The 16,776-nt window shown below is 69.5% G+C and carries 16 protein-coding genes; 8 read left to right on the top strand and 8 right to left on the bottom strand.

Features of this window, described 5'->3' with window-relative positions; translation table 11 throughout:
- Nucleotides 1–119 precede the first annotated feature (119 nt).
- From HYN04_RS05965 to HYN04_RS05935, 7 genes are read left to right on the top strand one after another with little or no spacing between them, the layout of a single operon-like run.
- On the top strand, nucleotides 120–1,610 hold the full coding sequence (locus HYN04_RS05965) for a replicative DNA helicase (protein ID WP_110449917.1): 1,491 nt from the start codon (nucleotides 120–122) through the stop codon (nucleotides 1,608–1,610).
- Between the two features lie 32 nt (nucleotides 1,611–1,642).
- Nucleotides 1,643–2,704: an alanine racemase gene (gene alr, locus HYN04_RS05960; protein ID WP_110449916.1), complete on the top strand. Its 1,062-nt coding sequence runs from the start codon at nucleotides 1,643–1,645 to the stop codon at nucleotides 2,702–2,704.
- 47 nt (nucleotides 2,705–2,751) lie between these two features.
- A complete protein-coding gene (radA, locus tag HYN04_RS05955; protein ID WP_110449915.1) occupies nucleotides 2,752–4,125 on the top strand; it encodes a DNA repair protein RadA in 1,374 nt (457 codons plus the stop codon).
- On the top strand, nucleotides 4,122–4,745 hold the full coding sequence (locus tag HYN04_RS05950) for a CvpA family protein (RefSeq protein WP_110449914.1): 624 nt from the start codon (nucleotides 4,122–4,124) through the stop codon (nucleotides 4,743–4,745). Before radA ends, HYN04_RS05950 begins: the two co-directional genes overlap by 4 nt.
- Nucleotides 4,742–6,226, top strand: coding sequence for an amidophosphoribosyltransferase (gene purF / locus HYN04_RS05945; RefSeq protein ID WP_422385663.1), 1,485 nt, complete (start codon nucleotides 4,742–4,744; stop codon nucleotides 6,224–6,226). The genes HYN04_RS05950 and purF overlap by 4 nt, the downstream gene beginning before the upstream one ends.
- Nucleotides 6,223–7,239, top strand: a complete 1,017-nt coding sequence (locus tag HYN04_RS05940; protein WP_241962701.1) for a bile acid:sodium symporter family protein — start codon at nucleotides 6,223–6,225, stop codon at nucleotides 7,237–7,239. Before purF ends, HYN04_RS05940 begins: the two co-directional genes overlap by 4 nt.
- 8 nt (nucleotides 7,240–7,247) lie before the next feature.
- Nucleotides 7,248–8,003 (top strand): SDR family NAD(P)-dependent oxidoreductase, encoded by a 756-nt coding sequence (locus HYN04_RS05935; RefSeq protein ID WP_110449912.1) that lies wholly within the window; start codon nucleotides 7,248–7,250, stop codon nucleotides 8,001–8,003.
- On the opposite strand, the gene der is transcribed toward HYN04_RS05935, so the two are convergent.
- From der to HYN04_RS05895, 8 genes are all read right to left on the bottom strand, one after another.
- Nucleotides 7,948–9,633 (bottom strand): ribosome biogenesis GTPase Der, encoded by a 1,686-nt coding sequence (der, locus tag HYN04_RS05930; RefSeq protein WP_110449911.1) that lies wholly within the window; start codon nucleotides 9,631–9,633, stop codon nucleotides 7,948–7,950. The two genes, HYN04_RS05935 and der, sit on opposite strands and share 56 nt — an antisense overlap.
- Before the next feature lie 9 nt (nucleotides 9,634–9,642).
- Nucleotides 9,643–11,034: a PQQ-like beta-propeller repeat protein gene (locus HYN04_RS05925; protein WP_110449910.1), complete on the bottom strand. Its 1,392-nt coding sequence runs from the start codon at nucleotides 11,032–11,034 to the stop codon at nucleotides 9,643–9,645.
- Nucleotides 11,031–11,792, bottom strand: coding sequence for a tetratricopeptide repeat protein (locus HYN04_RS05920; RefSeq protein ID WP_110449909.1), 762 nt, complete (start codon nucleotides 11,790–11,792; stop codon nucleotides 11,031–11,033). The genes HYN04_RS05925 and HYN04_RS05920 overlap by 4 nt, the downstream gene beginning before the upstream one ends.
- Before the next feature lie 116 nt (nucleotides 11,793–11,908).
- Nucleotides 11,909–12,772: a 3-methyl-2-oxobutanoate hydroxymethyltransferase gene (gene panB, locus HYN04_RS05915; protein ID WP_110449908.1), complete on the bottom strand. Its 864-nt coding sequence runs from the start codon at nucleotides 12,770–12,772 to the stop codon at nucleotides 11,909–11,911.
- A 4-nt stretch (nucleotides 12,773–12,776) separates the two neighbouring features.
- Nucleotides 12,777–13,142: a hypothetical protein gene (locus HYN04_RS05910; protein ID WP_110449907.1), complete on the bottom strand. Its 366-nt coding sequence runs from the start codon at nucleotides 13,140–13,142 to the stop codon at nucleotides 12,777–12,779.
- The gene (locus HYN04_RS05905; RefSeq protein WP_110449906.1) at nucleotides 13,142–13,669 is read right to left on the bottom strand and encodes an RNA polymerase sigma factor; all 528 of its coding nucleotides are present in this window, start codon (nucleotides 13,667–13,669) and stop codon (nucleotides 13,142–13,144) included. Before HYN04_RS05905 ends, HYN04_RS05910 begins: the two co-directional genes overlap by 1 nt.
- Nucleotides 13,670–13,684: 15 nt before the next feature.
- Nucleotides 13,685–14,059: a DUF6249 domain-containing protein gene (locus tag HYN04_RS05900; RefSeq protein WP_110449905.1), complete on the bottom strand. Its 375-nt coding sequence runs from the start codon at nucleotides 14,057–14,059 to the stop codon at nucleotides 13,685–13,687.
- A 120-nt stretch (nucleotides 14,060–14,179) separates the two neighbouring features.
- Complete coding sequence (locus HYN04_RS05895; RefSeq protein ID WP_110449904.1) at nucleotides 14,180–14,551, bottom strand: DUF3597 domain-containing protein; 372 nt, start codon at nucleotides 14,549–14,551, stop codon at nucleotides 14,180–14,182.
- Between the two features lie 149 nt (nucleotides 14,552–14,700).
- On the opposite strand from HYN04_RS05895, the gene HYN04_RS05890 reads away from it, so the two are divergent.
- The gene (locus HYN04_RS05890; RefSeq protein ID WP_241962700.1) at nucleotides 14,701–16,773 is read left to right on the top strand and encodes a TonB-dependent receptor; all 2,073 of its coding nucleotides are present in this window, start codon (nucleotides 14,701–14,703) and stop codon (nucleotides 16,771–16,773) included.
- The last annotated feature ends 3 nt before the right edge of the window (nucleotides 16,774–16,776 follow it).

Raw genomic sequence — 16,776 nt, 5'->3', positions numbered from 1 at the left:
GCCCTGGCCGGGCCCGGACACCCCGGGCCCGGCCTAGCTTTTCCACAGGCTGACAATTCCTGTGCATCCCATCCGGGCGGTCCGTGACCCGGGTGAGGCCGGTGAGCTATCCTGTAGGGATGGCGCTCGCTCCGGCTCTCGATCTCGTCTCTCCCGTCAACGACGTGGACATCCCGCACCCCCCCGCGAATGTGGAGGCGGAACAGGCCCTGCTGGGGGCCCTGCTCTACGACAACGCCGCCTTTGAGCGCCTGGGCGACAACCTGGAGCCGCGGCACTTCTACGAGCCCTTCCACCAGCGGCTCTTCGCCACCATCCAGACCCAGATCCGAAAGGGCCAGCTGGCCGAGCCCATCCTGCTGGCCGAGCAGTTCAGCCGGGATCCCGCCTTCGAGGCCCTGGGCGGAGTGCGCTACCTCGCCGATCTCGTCGACCGGGCCCCGCCGGCGGCCAACGCCCCGGACTATGCCCGCGCCATCTATGACCTGGCCCTGCGCAGGGACCTGATCCGGATCGGCGGGGAGATCACCGTCCGGGCGCAGGCCCCCGAGGACGCCCAGACCGCGATGGAGCAGATCGAGGCCGCCGAAGCCAGTCTCTACACCCTGGCGGAGACTGGCGGGGCGTCCCAGGGCTTCATCTCCTTCGTCGACGCCCTGGGCGGCGCCCTGGAAATGGCCGCCGAGGCCCACAGGCGCGACGGCGGGCTGGCGGGAGTTTCGACCGGTCTGATCGACCTGGACCAGAAGATCGGCGGCCTGCACCCCTCCGACCTCGTCATCCTTGCGGCCCGCCCCTCCATGGGGAAGACATCGCTCGCCGCCAACATCGCCTTCAACATCGCCCGCCACTATGCCTGGGAGCCCCAGCCTGACGGGTCCAGGAAGACGGTGTCCGGAGGCGTGGTCGCCTTCTTCTCCCTCGAAATGTCCGCCGAACAGCTGGCCATGCGTCTCCTGGCCGAAGTCTCGGGCGTCTCGGGCGATCGGCTGCGAAAGGGCGAGATCGACGCGTCTGAATTCGCCCGGATCCGGGAGGCCGCCCTCGAGATCCAGGATGCCCCCCTGCACATCGACGCCACAGGCGGCCTGTCCATCGCCAAGCTGGCGGCCCGGGCACGGCGGCTGAAGCGCCAGCACGGCCTGGACGCCATCTTCGTAGACTACCTCCAGCTGATCACCTCGGGGGACAACCGCAACGACAACCGGGTGCAGGAAGTCTCGATGATCACCCAGAGCCTGAAGGCCCTGGCCAAGGAACTGAACGTCCCGGTGATCGCCCTCGCCCAGCTGTCCCGTCAGGTCGAGAACCGCGAGGACAAGAAGCCCCAGCTCTCCGACCTGCGGGAATCCGGCTCCATCGAGCAGGACGCCGACATGGTCATGTTCATCTATCGCGAGAGCTACTACCTCTCGCGCCTGGAACCCCGCGAGGGCACGGCCGAGCACCTGACCTGGCAGGAAAACATGGACCGGGTCGCCGGCATGGCAGAGATCATCATCGGCAAGCAACGCCATGGCCCGATCGGGACGGTGAAGCTCTCCTACACCGAAGAGATCACCAAGTTCGGGAACCTGGCCCGCGATCCCGGCCGCTACGACATCCGCTAGCCCCGGGGCGCCGGTTTGGCTATGTCGGCGCCATGCCGCACCGCGCACGACTGACGGTTGACCTCTCCGCCCTGGACCGGAATTACCGGACCCTGTCCGCGGTCGCCGGCCCGGCGGAAACCGCGCCGGTGGTCAAGGCCGATGGCTACGGGCTCGGCGCCCGCCAGGTCTCCCTCTCGCTTTGGGAGGCCGGCGCCAGGTCCTTCTTTGTCGCCCGCCTTGATGAGGGGGAGGCTCTCCGACGGGCCCTCGGACCGGCGCGTCCGGCCCGAATCTTCGTGCTCGATGGGCTTGTGCCGGGAACCGCCGACCGGGTCCGTCGATCCCAACTCATTCCCCTCCTGGCTGACCCCGGACAGGTCGCCGCGGCGCGCGCCGCCGGGGGCGACTTCCCGGTGGGCCTGCACGTCGACACGGGCATGAACCGCCAGGGCCTCTCGCCGGCCGACCTGTCCACCCTGGTCGGTGACCCTGTCCTCCAGCCAGTCCTGCTGATGAGCCACCTGGGCTCGGCGGCGGAGGCGGGGGCCAAGCGCAACCAGGTCCAGCTGGAACGTTTCCGGGCGGCGCGCGGCCTGTTCCCCGATCTCCCGGCCAGCCTGGCCGCCTCAGCCGGCCTCTTCCTGGGCACGGAATGGCGCTTCGACATGGTCCGGCCGGGGGTCAGCCTGTTTGGCGGCGGACCCTTCGAGACCCCCGATCCCAGGATTGAGGCCGTGGCCACCCTGGATGCTCCCATCCTCTACGTCCGAACGGTCGAGCCCGGCGAGTGGCTGGGCTACGGATCCGGCCTACAGGTCACCCAGCCCCTGCGGATCGCCGTCGCCGCGGCTGGCTATGCCGACGGGCTGCTCCGGCGGGGCGGTGGACGGGCGTCCGCCTGGTTCGCCGGCGCCCGGCGCCCGGTCCGGATCATCAACATGGACCTGCTGGCCATAGAGATCGGGGACACCCCGGCCCGGCCAGGCGACCGCATTGAGCTCATGGGCCCCAACCTGCCGGTCGACGACCTGGCGGCGGCGACTGACACGGTGGCGCACGAGTGCCTGGTGCGCCTGAGCGGCCGCGCCCGGAGGCGCTATGTCCGCTCCTGACGCAAGCCGGTCTAGACTGAGACCGGCGGGCGAATCAGGAGACCCCCATGGCCAGAGACGGCGCCACCTATGTCTGCCAGTCCTGCGGCGCCTCCCAGGGCCGTTGGAGCGGCCAGTGTCCCGCCTGCGGGACCTGGAACGCCATGGTCGAGGAGAGCGGACTTCGCCCCCCGGGCGCCCTGCCCGCCAGCCGTCCGTCCCGGACGCGCGGACTGGATTTCCAGGGCCTGTCCGGCGAGATCCGGGCCCTGCCCCGCATCCAGACCGGGATCGAGGAGTTTGACCGGGTCTGCGGCGGCGGCGTGGCGCGCGGCTCGGCCATCCTGGTCGGCGGCGACCCGGGCGTCGGCAAGTCGACCCTGTTGATGCAGGCAGTGGCCGCCGCGGCCACCCGGGGGGCGAACTGCGCCTACATTTCCGGCGAGGAGTCGGTCGACCAGGTCCGAAGCCGGGCCCAGCGGATGGGGCTGGGCGCTGCGCCGGTCCAGCTGGCCGCCGAGACCAGCCTGCGCAACGTCCTCGATGGACTCAAGCGCTCGAAATTCGACCTGGTGGTGATCGATTCCATCCAGACCCTCTGGAGCGACGCGCATGACGCCGCCCCAGGCTCGGTGACCCAGGTGCGGGCAGCTTCGGCCGAACTGGTCCGCCTGGCCAAGAAGGAGGGCGTCGCCGTCATCCTGGTGGGCCATGTGACCAAGGAAGGCGCCATCGCAGGCCCACGGGTCATTGAACACCTTGTCGACGCCGTCCTGACCTTCGAGGGCGAACGGGGCTATCCCTTCCGGGTCCTCCGGGGCGTCAAGAACCGGTTCGGGGCCACGGACGAGATCGGCGTCTTCGAGATGGGAGACGCCGGCCTGCGTGAGGTCGCCAACCCCTCCGCCCTCTTCCTGGATACCTCTGGCGAGCGCTCAGCGGGGGCGGCGGTGTTCGCCGGCATCGAGGGCTCGCGCCCGGTTCTTGTCGAGTTCCAGGCCCTCGTCGCCCCGTCCGCCTACGGCACGCCCCGGCGGGCGGTCGTGGGCTGGGACTCCGGGCGGCTGGCCATGGTCCTCGCCGTCCTGGAGGCCCGCTGCGGTCTCTCGCTGGGCGCGCGGGACGTCTACCTCAACGTCGCCGGGGGCCTGAGGATCAGCGAACCTGCGGCTGACCTCGCCGCGGCGGCGGCGCTGGCCTCCTCGGCCCTGGATGTCGCCCTGCCCCAGGACTGCGTGGTCTTTGGCGAGATCAGCCTGTCCGGGGAGATCCGGGCGGTCAGCCGGACGGAGGCCCGGGTGCGCGAAGCGGCCAAGCTGGGCTTCCGCCAGGCCCTGGGGCCCAGGGACATCGACGCCGGCGCCCTCAGGCTGTCCGGGGCCGCGCGCCTCGCTGACGCCGTGGCGCGGATCGGCGAAGGCGGCTGGACGAGCCTCGGATGATCCCCTTCGACCTCATCGTCCTGGCGATCCTGCTGGCTTCCGCCGGCCTGGGTTACCTGCAGGGCGCAGTGCGGGAGCTGGTGTCCCTTGTCTCCCTGATCCTCGCGGTCGTAGCCGCCATCCTCGGCCTCCGGCACCTGGAGCCGCTCATCGAGGCCCGCCTGGACCCGGACTGGGCTGCGGCGCCCCTCGCCTTCCTCATCATCTTCGCCGGGGCCTACCTCATCCTCCGGATGCTCGGGAACGGGCTCTCAGGCGGCGTCCGCCAGGCCCGGCTCCTCAACGCCCTGGACCGCGCGCTGGGATTCGGGTTCGGGCTTGTCCGCGCCGTCCTGTTCCTGGGGGTGTGCAACCTGATCTTCACCGCCGCGACACCCGATAGCCAGAGGCCGGAGTGGCTTAAGGGCTCGGTATTCTTCCCCCTGACGGAACGGTCCGCCGGCCTGATCCGCACCCTGGCCCCCAAGGGATTGGATCTTGCGGGCCGATGGGCCCCCCGGGTGGGGGATGCCGTCGGGGACGCCCTTGGCGGAAGCGCCGAGGGTGACACGGGCCCGGCCCGGGGATATGAGAACGCCACGCCCCCTGATCGCGACAAGGCAGCGGAGACGCCCTGGTGAAGACCCCCGCCGATCGATGGTCACCCCGGGATCCTGACGACGACGCCCCGCGGCTTGAATGCGGTGTCTTCGGGGTCTTTGATGTCGAGGACGCCTCGGCGGTGACCGCCCTGGGACTGCACGCCCTGCAGCACCGCGGTCAGGAAGCCTGCGGCATCGCAAGCTTTGACGGGAACGGTTTCCACACCGAGAGGCACATGGGCTATGTCGGCGACGCCTTCGCCGGCGGCGACCTGACGACCCGCCTGCCCGGCGCCTTCGCCATTGGCCATACCCGCTATTCCACGGCGGGCGGCAGCGTCATCCGCAACGTCCAGCCCATGTTCGCCGACCTGGACACCGGCGGCATCGCCCTGGCGCACAACGGCAACCTGACCAACTTCCTGACCCTTCGCCAGCAACTGGTGGCCGAGGGTCGGATCTTCCAGTCCACCTCGGACTCCGAAGTCATCCTGCACCTGATCGCCCGCTCGCGCCGACCGCGCCTCGTCGACCGCTTCATCGACGCCCTGCGCGAGATCGAGGGCGGATACGCCCTGGTGGCCATCACCAACAAGAAGCTGATCGGCGTCCGCGATCCGCTGGGTATCCGCCCGCTGGTCCTGGGCGACCTCGACGGACACCCAGTGCTGGCTTCCGAGACCTGCGCCCTCGACATGATCGGCGCCCGGTTCGTTCGGGATATCGAACACGGCGAAATGGTGATCATCGACCACGACGGCATCCAGAGCCTGCGCCCCTTCCCCGCCGCCCGGGCCCGACCCTGCATCTTCGAGTACGTCTATTTCGCCCGTCCTGACAGCGTCGTGAACGGCAAGTCGATCTATGAAGTCCGCAAGCGGATGGGCCGTCGACTGGCCATGGAGACGCCCGCGAACGTAGACGTGGTGGTGCCCGTGCCGGATTCCGGCGTCCCCGCCGCCCTGGGGTTTGCCCAGGAGGCCGGCCTGCCCTTCGAGATGGGCATCATCCGCAACCACTATGTGGGGCGGACCTTCATCCAACCCACCCAGGGGGCGCGCGAGACCGGGGTGCGGATGAAGCTGTCCCCGAACCGCGCCGTCCTGGCCGGCAAGAAGGTGATGCTGATCGACGACTCCATCGTCCGCGGCACCAATTCCATCCGTGTGGTCCGGATGGTCCGCGAGGCGGGCGCCGCCGAGGTCCACCTCCGGTCGGCCTCGCCGCCGATCCAGTGGCCGGATTTCTACGGCATCGACATGCCTGACCGGGAAAACCTCCTCGCCGCCCAGCACAGCGTCGAGGACATCGCCCGAATCCTGAACGTGGACTCGATGGGCTTCCTGTCCGTCGACGGGCTCTACTGGGCCATGGAGGCGGGGGCCCGGGACCCGGCGAACCCCCAGTTCACCGACCACTATTTCACCGGCGACTATCCGACCCGCCTTCTCGACCGTGAGATTGCCGAGGGTCGTAACGCCGTCGCCGAGCGCCAGTTGTCCTTCCTGGTTGACGCGTGACCTCGCCGGCCGGCGCGGGGTGGCTCGCCCGGCTGCGGCCGGACGGCTACCTCATGCTGATCTTTGGCATGGTGATCCTGGCCTCGTTCGTGCCCGCCCGGGGGGAGGTCCGGCCCATCCTGGACGTCGCGGTCAAGGTCGGCATCGGGCTGGTCTTCTTCCTGCATGGCGCGCGGCTGTCGCGTGAGGCGGTGATCGCCGGAGCGACCCAGTGGCGGCTCCACGCCCTTGTCCTGGCCTCGACCTTCCTTCTCTTTCCTGTCCTGGCCCTCTCCGCCGCAGGTCTACCCGCCTGGATCCTGCCCGCCAGCCTCGCGCCTGGCGTGATCTTCCTGGGGTGCCTTCCCTCGACCATCCAGTCGTCCATCGGCTTCACGGCCATCGCCCGGGGCAATGTGGCGGCGACTGTGGCCGCAGCCACGGCCTCGAACCTGATCGGCATCTTCCTGACGCCGGTGCTGGCGGGCCTCTTCCTGCACAGGAGCGGTAGCGGCGGGATCCCTCTCGAGGGCCTGCAGGCCATACTGCTCCAACTCCTGGCGCCCTTCCTCGCTGGGCACCTCCTTCGGCCCTGGATCGGGAGGTTCGTCGCCCGCCACGCCAAAAGCCTGTCGCGGCTGGACCGGGGCTCCATCCTCCTGGTGGTCTACGCCGCCTTCTCCGATGCCGTCACTGGGGGGCTCTGGAGCCGCCTGGGCGCCCTGGACATCGCACGGCTCATCCTCGTCTGCAGCGTGCTCCTCGCCCTGGTCCTGGGCCTCACCCTCGCCGCCGCACGGGCCGCGCGCCTGTCGACCCCGGACGAGATCACCCTCGTCTTCTGTGGGTCCAAGAAGAGCCTCGCCAGCGGGGTGCCCATGGCCGGGGTGCTGTTCCCCGGAGACGCACTCGGCCTTGTCCTGCTGCCCGTGATGGTCTTCCACCAGATCCAGCTGATGGTGGTCGCCGTCATCGCCCAGAGATACGGCGAGCGGCCCGGCGCGGAGGGTGACGCCTCGCCCGCAACGGGCTAAGGGGGCGCATGACCGCCGCACTTCCCCTGAATGACAAGATTGCCCTTGTGACCGGCGCCTCGCGGGGCATAGGCCGGGCCTCGGCCCTCGCCCTCGCTGACGCCGGCGCCCACGTCGTCGCCACCGCCCGGACCCAGGGCGCGCTGGAGTCCCTCGACGACGAGATCTTCGCCCGGACAGGTCGGCGCGCGACCCTTGTCCCCCTCGACCTGGCCGAGCCGGCCGGGCTGGATACCCTCGGCTACGCCCTGCACCAGAGGTTCGGTCGCCTGGACATCCTGCTGCACGCCGGCGGCGTCCTTGGGGCCATGACCCCGGTCAGCCATGTGGAGCCGGGATTGTGGGACCGGGTCATGCTGGTCAACGCCACCGCCTCCTGGCGCCTCATCCGGTCCATGGAAGCCCTGCTGAAGGCCTCGGAGGCCGGCAGGGCTGTCTTTGTCACCTCCAGCCGGGCAGGTGCGCCCAGGGCCTTCTGGGGGCCCTACAGCGCCTCAAAGGCGGCCATGGAGGCCATCGTCCGGGCCTGGGCCGACGAACTGGAGAACACACCCGTGCGCGCGGCGATCCTCGATCCCGGCGCCATGCGCACGCGGATGCGGGCTGAGGCCTATCCCGGAGAGGATCCCTCCACCCTTCCCGATCCCGCCGAGATCGGGCCGATGGTCGTGGAACTGGCGCTGTCCGATCCGGGACAGCCCACCGGAGTCAGGTCTTTCCGGGCCTGGAAGGCCGACCGCGAGGCCCCGGCGACTTCGGCCTGACCGACCGGCCGGCGGCGCCCTTGGCGGGCGACCTGGGACCGGCGACCTTTCGGCCCACAACCCCTTTGGAACCGCCCTTCGCGGGTGACTTCGCGGATGTCTTGGCGGAAGGCTTGGACGGCGTCTTGCCCGAAGCGGCTGGGCGGCTAGACGAAGCCGCCTTGCGGGCCGCAGTGCGGGGCTTTCCGCCTGAGGAACCCGACTGCGGCGACGGCCCGTCGACAAAGGGATTACGGCTCGACCGCACGCTCAGCCGGATGGGCACGCCGGGAAGGTCGAAGCTCTCCCGCAGGGCGTGGACCAGGTAGCGGCGATAGTGGTCAGGCAACTGGTCCGCACGGGTGGCGAACATCACGAAGGTCGGCGGGCGGGCCTTGGTCTGGGCCATGTACTTGGGCCGCACCCGGCGCCCGTTCACGGCCGGCGGCGGATGGCGCTGGATGGCCATGGCCAGCCAGTCGTTCAGGTCCCGGGTCTTGACCTTGGTCGACCAGTTCTCGTGGACCTTGAAGACAGCCGGCATCAGCCGGTCGACATTCCGGCCCGTCTCCGCCGAGAGGGCCACCAGAGGGGCGCCCCGCACCTGGGGCAACTGGCGGTCGAGGGATTCGCGGATCTCTGCGAGGCGCGCCTGGGGCTCCTCGATCAGGTCCCATTTGGCGAGGACGAAGACGATGGCCCGTCCCTCACGCTCCACGAGGTCGGCGATCTGGAGGTCCTGGATCTCCAGCGGGTGTGTGGCGTCCATGACCACCAGGACCACTTCGGCAAAGGTGATGGCCCGGATGGTATCGGCGGTGGAAAGCTTTTCCAGCCCCTCCTGGACCCTGGCCTTGCGCCGAAGCCCCGCCGTGTCGACCAGGCGGACGGTGCGTCCTCCCCAGGACCAGTCGACGGGGATGGCGTCGCGGGTGATCCCGGCCTCGGGTCCCGTCAGCAAGCGGTCCTCGCCGATCAGGCGGTTGACCAGGGTTGACTTACCGGCGTTGGGACGGCCGACGATCGCGATGCGCAGGGGTCGGTCGTCGACGGGGCCTTCGTCCGCCTCCCCTTCCCCGTCCTCGCTGGCAGCCTCCGCCTCCGCTGCAAGCGCCGACTCATACTCGGCGGGGTCGGCGTCCGCGGCATCGTCTTCCTCGGCGGCGTACTCACGCAGGGCCGCGTAGAGGTCGGCAAGGCCCTCGCCATGCTCGGCCGAGATGGCGATCGGCTCCCCGAGGCCCAGCCGGAAGGCCTCGTTGACGCCGTCATCGCCGCGGCGGCCCTCGGCCTTGTTCGCCACCAGGATGACCGGCCGGTCATGGCGACGCAGGACGTCGGCGAAAATCTCGTCGAGCTGGGTGATCCCGACGCGGGAGTCGATCACGAACAGGGCCACGTCGCATTCGCGGATAGCGGCCTCGGTCTGGGCCCGCATCCGGGCCTCAAGGCTTTCGTCCGTAACGTCCTCGAAGCCGGCGGTGTCGATCAGTTCGAGGTCCAGGTCGCCGATCCGGCCCGTGCCGAAGCGCCGATCCCGGGTGACGCCCGGGCGGTCGTCGACAATCGCAAGCCGCTTGCCTGCGAGCCGGTTGAAAAGGGTCGACTTGCCGACATTGGGCCGTCCGACGATGGCGAGGCGAAGGGTCACGGACTGCGGCTAACGAACCGCGATGAGCCGGGCCTCATCGGTCACGAAGTAGACGGTTTCACCCAGGGCGATCGGGCCGACGGTGACGGGGGCGCCGAGATTGACGGAGCGCTCGACCTCGCCGGTACGGGCGTTAACGGCCACCATCTCTCCCTTGTTGGACGCCAGGAGCAGGCGGCCTGAAGCGAGGATGGGCGACGACCAGACCGGACGCGCCTTGGCCTTCTTCTTGGACTTGGAGCCTTCCCCAAAGCTTGGCAGGAAGCCCTTCTCCTCGCGGCCCAGGCCCAGGTCAGTGACCCAGTAGGCAAGACCAGTCTCACGGGCGAGGCAGTAGAGCTTGCCGGCGCGGTCAACCACATAGACGACATCACCCGCGACCCAGGGTGTGGTGATGCCGGTGACCGGCAGGGACCAGCGGGTCACGCCGGTGCGCAGGTCGGTGGACGACAGGATGCCGGAATGGCTGACCGCCACCACGTCGCCCTGGTAGATCACGGGGCGGCCGGCGATATCGCGGATCTCGGAAAGGGCGTTGGTGCGGCTCGCCCTGGACAGGGCCTCGCTCCAGAGGTCGTTCCCATTCGCCGCCCGCAGGGCGATCAACTCGCCAGAGCCAAAGGCCGCCACCACCGTGTCGCCGGAGACGGCCGGGCTGGAAGCCGCGAGCAGCCGGGCTGGCTCGGTCAGGGCTTGGTAGGTCCAGCCCTCCTTGCCGGTGGCGAAGTCATAGGTCAGCAGGGTGTTGTCGATGGCGACCGCGAAGATTCGCCCGCCCGAGACGGTCGGCGCCGCATGGATCGGCTGCTCGGTCTGGGTCCTCCACAGGACCGCGCCGGTCTCGGCGTCTAGCTGGGTGACGAACCGATAGCCGGAGGTGACGACGAGCTTGCCCTCGGCGATGGCGAGGCCGCCGCCATAGGCGACGGTGTCGCGCTTGAGCTTGCCCCTCAGGTCCGCCTTCCAGACCTGGGCGCCGGTCCGGGCATCCAGGGCGCTGACGGTGGCGTGCCCATCCATGACGTAGATCTTGCCATTCACGGCTACAGGCGGCGCCATCACGTGGGCGTTTCGCCCCCGCGCCGCGCCGAAGTCGCGCTTCCAGGCCACGCTCAGGGCCTTGGCGGCGTCGGCGTGGGGCGGCGACTGCTCGGGGTTCCCGCCCGGCAGGGCCCATTGGTCAATCGTGACCGGATCCGGAAGGAAGAAGGTCGCGCCCTTCAGGCCTTCCTCCGGGACCACCTCCTGGTCGAACCCGACCAGCGCGATCCGGTTCTCGGCCTGCGCCGTCTCCTGCGGCGTACTGTTGTTCAGCCGCAGGAAGTCCCGCGTCTGGGCGCAACCCGAGGCGACCAGGGCGCCAGCCAGCACCCCTACGATGGAGAGACGCGTCAGGGTCATTGAGCGGGAGCCTGCATGGGAAGCGCACCGGCGCCCGGCAGGGCGCCCGGCGGCAGCGGCCGCGGCGGCGGCAGGGCGATGGCGGCCTTGACGAGCTCGCGGGTGCGCTGGGCCGAACCGCTGTCGATCAGGGCGATGGCTGCAGTCGCCCGGCTGCGGGCGCCCTCTGCGGCGTCCGGCGCCAGGGAGACGACGACAAAATCGCCGCGGGCGCCTGCGGAGTCCCCGGCCAGGAGCTTGGTGAAGGCGGCCGCCTCGCGGGCCTGCATCCGGAAGGGACGTCCTTCCTTCAGGAGGGGCTCAAGACGGGCCTCGATGTCCGCACGGGGCGCCGTATCGAGAAGGGCGTAGACCGATTTCAGGCGGGCGGCGTCGCCGACCAGCGGGTCGGGCGCGGCCTTGGCGGCCTGGTCAAACAGCGCGACGGCGCCGGGAACGTCCCGGTCCCCGAGCTTGATGGCGCCGAGGTGCTGTAGCGCGAGGGACTTGTAGGCCGGGCTGCCGGACTTGGAGAGGGCTTCCCAGGCCGCCTTGGCTTCGCCGGCGCGACCGGCCTGCTGGGCCTCAAGACCCTTGGCGTAGGTCTCGGACGCCTTGGCCGACTGGTTGCTGATCCAGGCCCGATAGCCCTGCCAACCGCCGACGGCGGCGAGGATCAGCACGACCGCCCCGATGAACCAGGGAAGGACCTTCAGCGCCAGGGCGCGATATCGGTCGGAGCGGATCTGCTCCTCGACCTCCTCGAAAACGTCGACCACTCTGGAGACTCCGCATTGGGCGCCGCAACCCGGCGCGCCGGAAACTATAGCGCCGGCCGGTCCGCCGCAACGGGCGGAGACTGCCGCCGGCGCATGGCGGAAGCATGGCGGAGGATTCAGCCTGCCGGAATATCGACCGGAGGGACGCCAAGCTTGCGGCGGGCCGAGAAGTAGGTCTCTCCAGAGCCGGGGAAACGGCGGGCCGCGACGTCCGCCGCATAGCGCTCGACGGCGCTGGAGACGAGGCCCCGCAGGTCTCCATATCGCCGGACAAAGCGGGGGGAGCGCTCGAAGAGGCCAAGCATGTCCTCGGTGACCAGGATCTGCCCGTCGCAGGCCGCGGAAGCGCCAATGCCGATGGTCGGCACAGGGCACTGGGTGGTGATCTCGGAGGCCAGGGCCTCGGCCACGCCCTCGACGACCAGGGCGAAGACGCCCGCCTCGATCGCGCCGCGCATCTCGGAGAGGACCTGCAGCCTCTCTTCAGCCTCGCGCCCGCGGGCCCGGAACCCGCCCTCCGCCAGGACAGCCTGGGGCCTCAGGCCCACATGCCCCATGACGGGGACACCCCGTTCGACGAGGTAACGGACATTGCCGAGGACGGCCGGCGCGCACTCGATCTTCACCGCATGGGCGCCGGTTTCCTGGAGCACACGGACGGCGTTGGCGAAGGCGGCTTCGGGCGCGCCCTCGCAGGACCCGAAGGGCAGGTCCACGACGACCATGGCCCGGCGGGAGCCGCGCATGACGGCACGCCCGTGCAGGATCATCATGTCGAGCGTGACACCCACCGTACTGGGGAGGCCGTGGACCACCATGCCGACGGAATCCCCCACGAGCAGGATATCGCAGAAGGGATCGAGGAGTTCGGCCATCGGCGCGGTGTAGGCCGTGAGGCAGACGAGCGGGGCGCCGCCCTTCCTCTGCCGGATATCCCTGACGGTGATGCGGCCCTCCGCCGCGGAACCGTGAGCCGACATGATCTCAGACCTCCTCGAGATACCTCGCGAACGCCAGGCCCAGGGCCGTGAGGCCGCCCGCAACGGCGATGGCCGCCAACCCGCCTTCCCCTAGGGAAACAAATATGAAGTCCAGAACCGATTTCCAAGGCGCCTTGGCCAAGAGGTCGCCGGTCCCCAGCCTGGGGAGGGGGGCGGCGAGCAGACCCGGAACAGCGATCGCAACCCCGACAAGGGCTCCCACTCCGGGTACGATGGCCCGGAGCCTTTGGCGGCGGACAACGCGCCGAAGGATTTGCGCCTCCATCCCGGGGGACTGCATGCCCGCCGCAGGCGCCGCGAAGAAGTCCGCCAGTCCTGGCGGCGCATCGGTTTCAGGCTTGTCGGTCATCACGGGGTTCCAAGGTCCTTCCGCAGCCGCGCCAGTCCGCGGGAGATATGTGACTTTACGGTGCCTTCGGGCAAGCCCAGGGACAAGGCGATCTCCGCAGAGGTGTACCCGGCTCCATGCTGCAGGCTCACGCACAGCCTCTGCATTCCGGGAAGGCGTTCCAGCGCGGCGTCGAGGTCCAGCCGTTGTCCAGCATCATGCCCTGACGCGTAAGCCTCCGGCGCCGTCTCGAGGGGCTCAAGCCGCCCCGCCGCCCGGAGGGCGCGGAGGTAGAGCCGGGCCGCGATCTTCCGCACCCAACCGCCGAAGGCGCCCTCTCCCCTGTAGTCGCCTATGCGCTCGAAAGCGGTGACCAGGGCGTCCTGCGCCAGGTCGTCAGCGACATCCGGAGCGGCGCCCATGCGGCGCAGGAAGCTTCTCAACCCGGCAAGGTTCCTCTGGACGAGGATTGCAAAGGCCCCCGTGTCGCCAGCCGCGGCGCGGCTGGCGAGGACCGGGTCAGAAACGCCGTCCGGACTGGGTTGCACGGCAGGAGTCCCGGCTCAGGTGCGCCTGCGCCCGATGAAGTCAAGGATCAGGAAGGCGACCCCGATGCAGAAAGGAATGGCTGCGGTTCCAGTGATGGCGGTACGGGCTTCAAGGTCGATCGCACCCATCACCTGGCCGAAGACACCCAGTCCAATTCCTGCACCCAAAAGCACCAGCCCCATCTGGAGCGGCGTGGGAGGGTTGGACGCCTCACGCCGGGCGACCATCTCGAGAAGCTCAGAAGGGACAGGCTGGCCCTGGCGGATGGCAAGGTCGATGGACTCGTGGATCCGTGCGCGCTGACGGCCCTTGAAGTACTGGCTGCCGAGCACGAGGGCGGCGATGAAGCCGAAGAAGATAAGAGGCTGGAGAAATTCTGTGATGACCATGTCCGGTCTCCTTCCGTGATGGGTCCCGAATGACCCGGCAAAGGAAAGAGCTTCCAGAGGCCGATCCGGATGCAATCCGGGGGATCACGCTTTCGTGATCACCCCGGACGCAGGCGCCAATCAGTCGCGCAGGCTGGCCGGGACGACCCCGCCATTTTCCGCCAGCGCCTTCCAGACCGCCTTGATCAGGGCGAGGTTCTGCTCGGCGCTGCCATGCGGACCGGCGTTCACGCCGAGTTCCCCCGCCAGCTCCTTGCGGGCGTTCAGGCTGGAGTCGAGGTCCAGCATCTTGAGCAGGTCGACGATGGAGGTTCGCCAGTTTCCTCCGCCGCCCTTGGAGGCGGCCAGTGCGGTCAGGACGGCCTCGACGTCCACCGGCGCGGGCGGCGGCGGCGGGGCGGCGGGGGCGGCGGCGGACGGAGCCGCCGCGGCGGGAGCCGGCTTGTTCTTGGGGGGGAAGATCTTCCCCATGATGGCGCTGAAGATGCCCATGCGTTTCTCCTGAAATGGTTCCTGGCGGACGACCAGGGAACAGGCCGGCATCTCATGCCCAGATGGAGAGTGAGTGCAATCCCAAACCGACGGCGACTTGATGATGGTTATATTATAACATAAAGAAAGGTCATCATTTGGAGCGTATGATGTCGAATTCCCTCCCCTGGCTGTCGTCTGCAAGCCTGATCGCCCTGGCCCTCGCCGGCCCGGCCCACGCCGCGGGGGAACCGGAGCGGACTGTCTCCGAACTGGTGGTCACCGCGGCGCCGTACACGATCTCGCTCGACACCATCACGACAAGCGTCGACATCCTCACGGCGCGGGAACTGAGCCTTGCGCCCCCGGCGGGTATCGGCGACCTCCTGGCGGGGATGCCCGGGCTTCGCTCCACCGCCTACGGGCCAGGCGCGAGTCGCCCTGTGATCCGCGGCCTGGCGGGTCCGCGCGTGCTCCTGCTGCAGAACGGCGTCGGGATGGTGGACGCCAGTTCCCTGTCCCCCGACCATGCGGTGCCGAGCGAAGCCGGCCAGGCCAGCCGCATCGAGGTGCTGAGAGGCCCGTCCACCCTCGCCTACGGCGGGTCAGGTATCGGCGGCGTGGTCAACGTGATGGATGAGCGGGTGCCTTCGAGGCGGCCCGGGGACCGGATCGAGGGCCGAGGCGCCCTGGCCTGGTCCAGCGTCGACAATGGCCGTTCCGGCTCCCTTGCGGCCAACATCGGATTCGGCGCCCTTGTCCTGGCTGTGGACGGCGCGACCCGCCGGTCCGGGGACTATTCCACCCCGGGAACCCCGGTCTCCGATCGCCTCGCGGCGGCGACGGGCCTCGAGCCAACGTCCGACACCAAGCAGCGGAATGTGTCCGTCGAGGCCGATTCCTGGGGAGTCGGCGGCTCCCTGGTCGGTGAATCCGGCGGCTTCCTTGGCCTTTCGGTCAAGCGCACCGATACCGGCTATGGCGTGCCTTATGCCCAGGTCCAGGAAGACGACCCTCCGGAGATCCTGCGCCTGCACATGAAGCAGACCCGCTGGGACCTGCGGGGGGAAGCCCCCTTCGAGGAGGGCTGGCTGGAGAAGATCCGCCTCTCCGTCGGCCATGCTGACTACGAGCATGCGGAGATCGAGGTGAACGCCGGAGCAGTCGGAACGCGGTTCCTCTCCAAGGGGACCGAAGGACGCCTGGAGTTCGTCATGCGCGGATCCGACGGACGCCAGGGGGCTTTTGGCCTGCAGGGGCTGACCCGGAGCTTCGAGGCCCTCGGCGACGAAGCCTTCATCCCGGGCGTGGAGATCAACGAGGTCGGGGCCTTCACCCTGCAGAGGCTCGAGTTCGGCAAGGCTGGGCTGGATGCAGGCCTCAGGATCGACACCCGCCAATTGCGCGCCAACCTCGAGGGTCGCGACACGACCCCCCCGGGCGTGGAGGCGGGCCTGGACTGGGCCGACACCGCCGACACACGGACCTTCACCAATGTCTCGGCCTCCGCCGGGCTGTTCTGGAAGCCGTCAGATCCCTTCTTCCTTGCCCTCACCCTGTCGCTCAGCGGGCGTGCGCCCACAGAATTCGAACTCTTCGCCGACGGGCCCCACGGGGGCACCTCCACATGGGAACTGGGCGACCCGAACCTGGACTCGGAAAAGGCCGTGTCCCTCGAAGGCACCCTGCGGTGGACCACCGACGACACCCGGATCGAGGCCCACGTCTGGGCCGCCCGATACGACGGCTTCATCGAGGAACGCCCCACCGGCGAGACCTGGGAAGGCCTGCCGGTCTTCCGCTTCCGCCAGTCCGAGGCCGACTTCGTCGGGCTTGAGCTTGAGGCGGAGCAGACCCTCTTCGACAACGAGACGGGTCGTCTGAGCGCCCGCCTCTCCGGAGACGTCGTCCGGGGCGACACGGGCTTCGGCGCCCCTCCCCGCATCCCGGCCTATGGCGTGACGGGCGAGCTCGCCTGGACCTCCGAGGCCTTCGTTGCGGCGATCGAAGTGCGCCATGTGGGCGACCAGACCCGCACCGCCCCGTTCGAGCTGGCGACGGACGGCTACACCGCCCTGAACGCCAGCCTGGCCTGGCGCCCCGTTCCCGACGCACCCGTCACGCTCAGCCTCCGGGGACGCAACCTCACGGACGCGGAAATCCGCGAGCACGCCTCGTTCCTGAAGGACATCGCCCCGGCGCCGGGCCGATCGCTCAGCGCCGCCCTGTCCTGGGCCTTCTGATCC

Origin of the sequence: Phenylobacterium parvum, assembly GCF_003150835.1 — a bacterium.
GTDB classification, from domain to species: Bacteria; Pseudomonadota; Alphaproteobacteria; order Caulobacterales; family Caulobacteraceae; genus Phenylobacterium; species Phenylobacterium parvum.
Note: the sequence above shows the minus strand (reverse complement) of the source record. Positions and strands in the feature narration are given on the sequence as shown.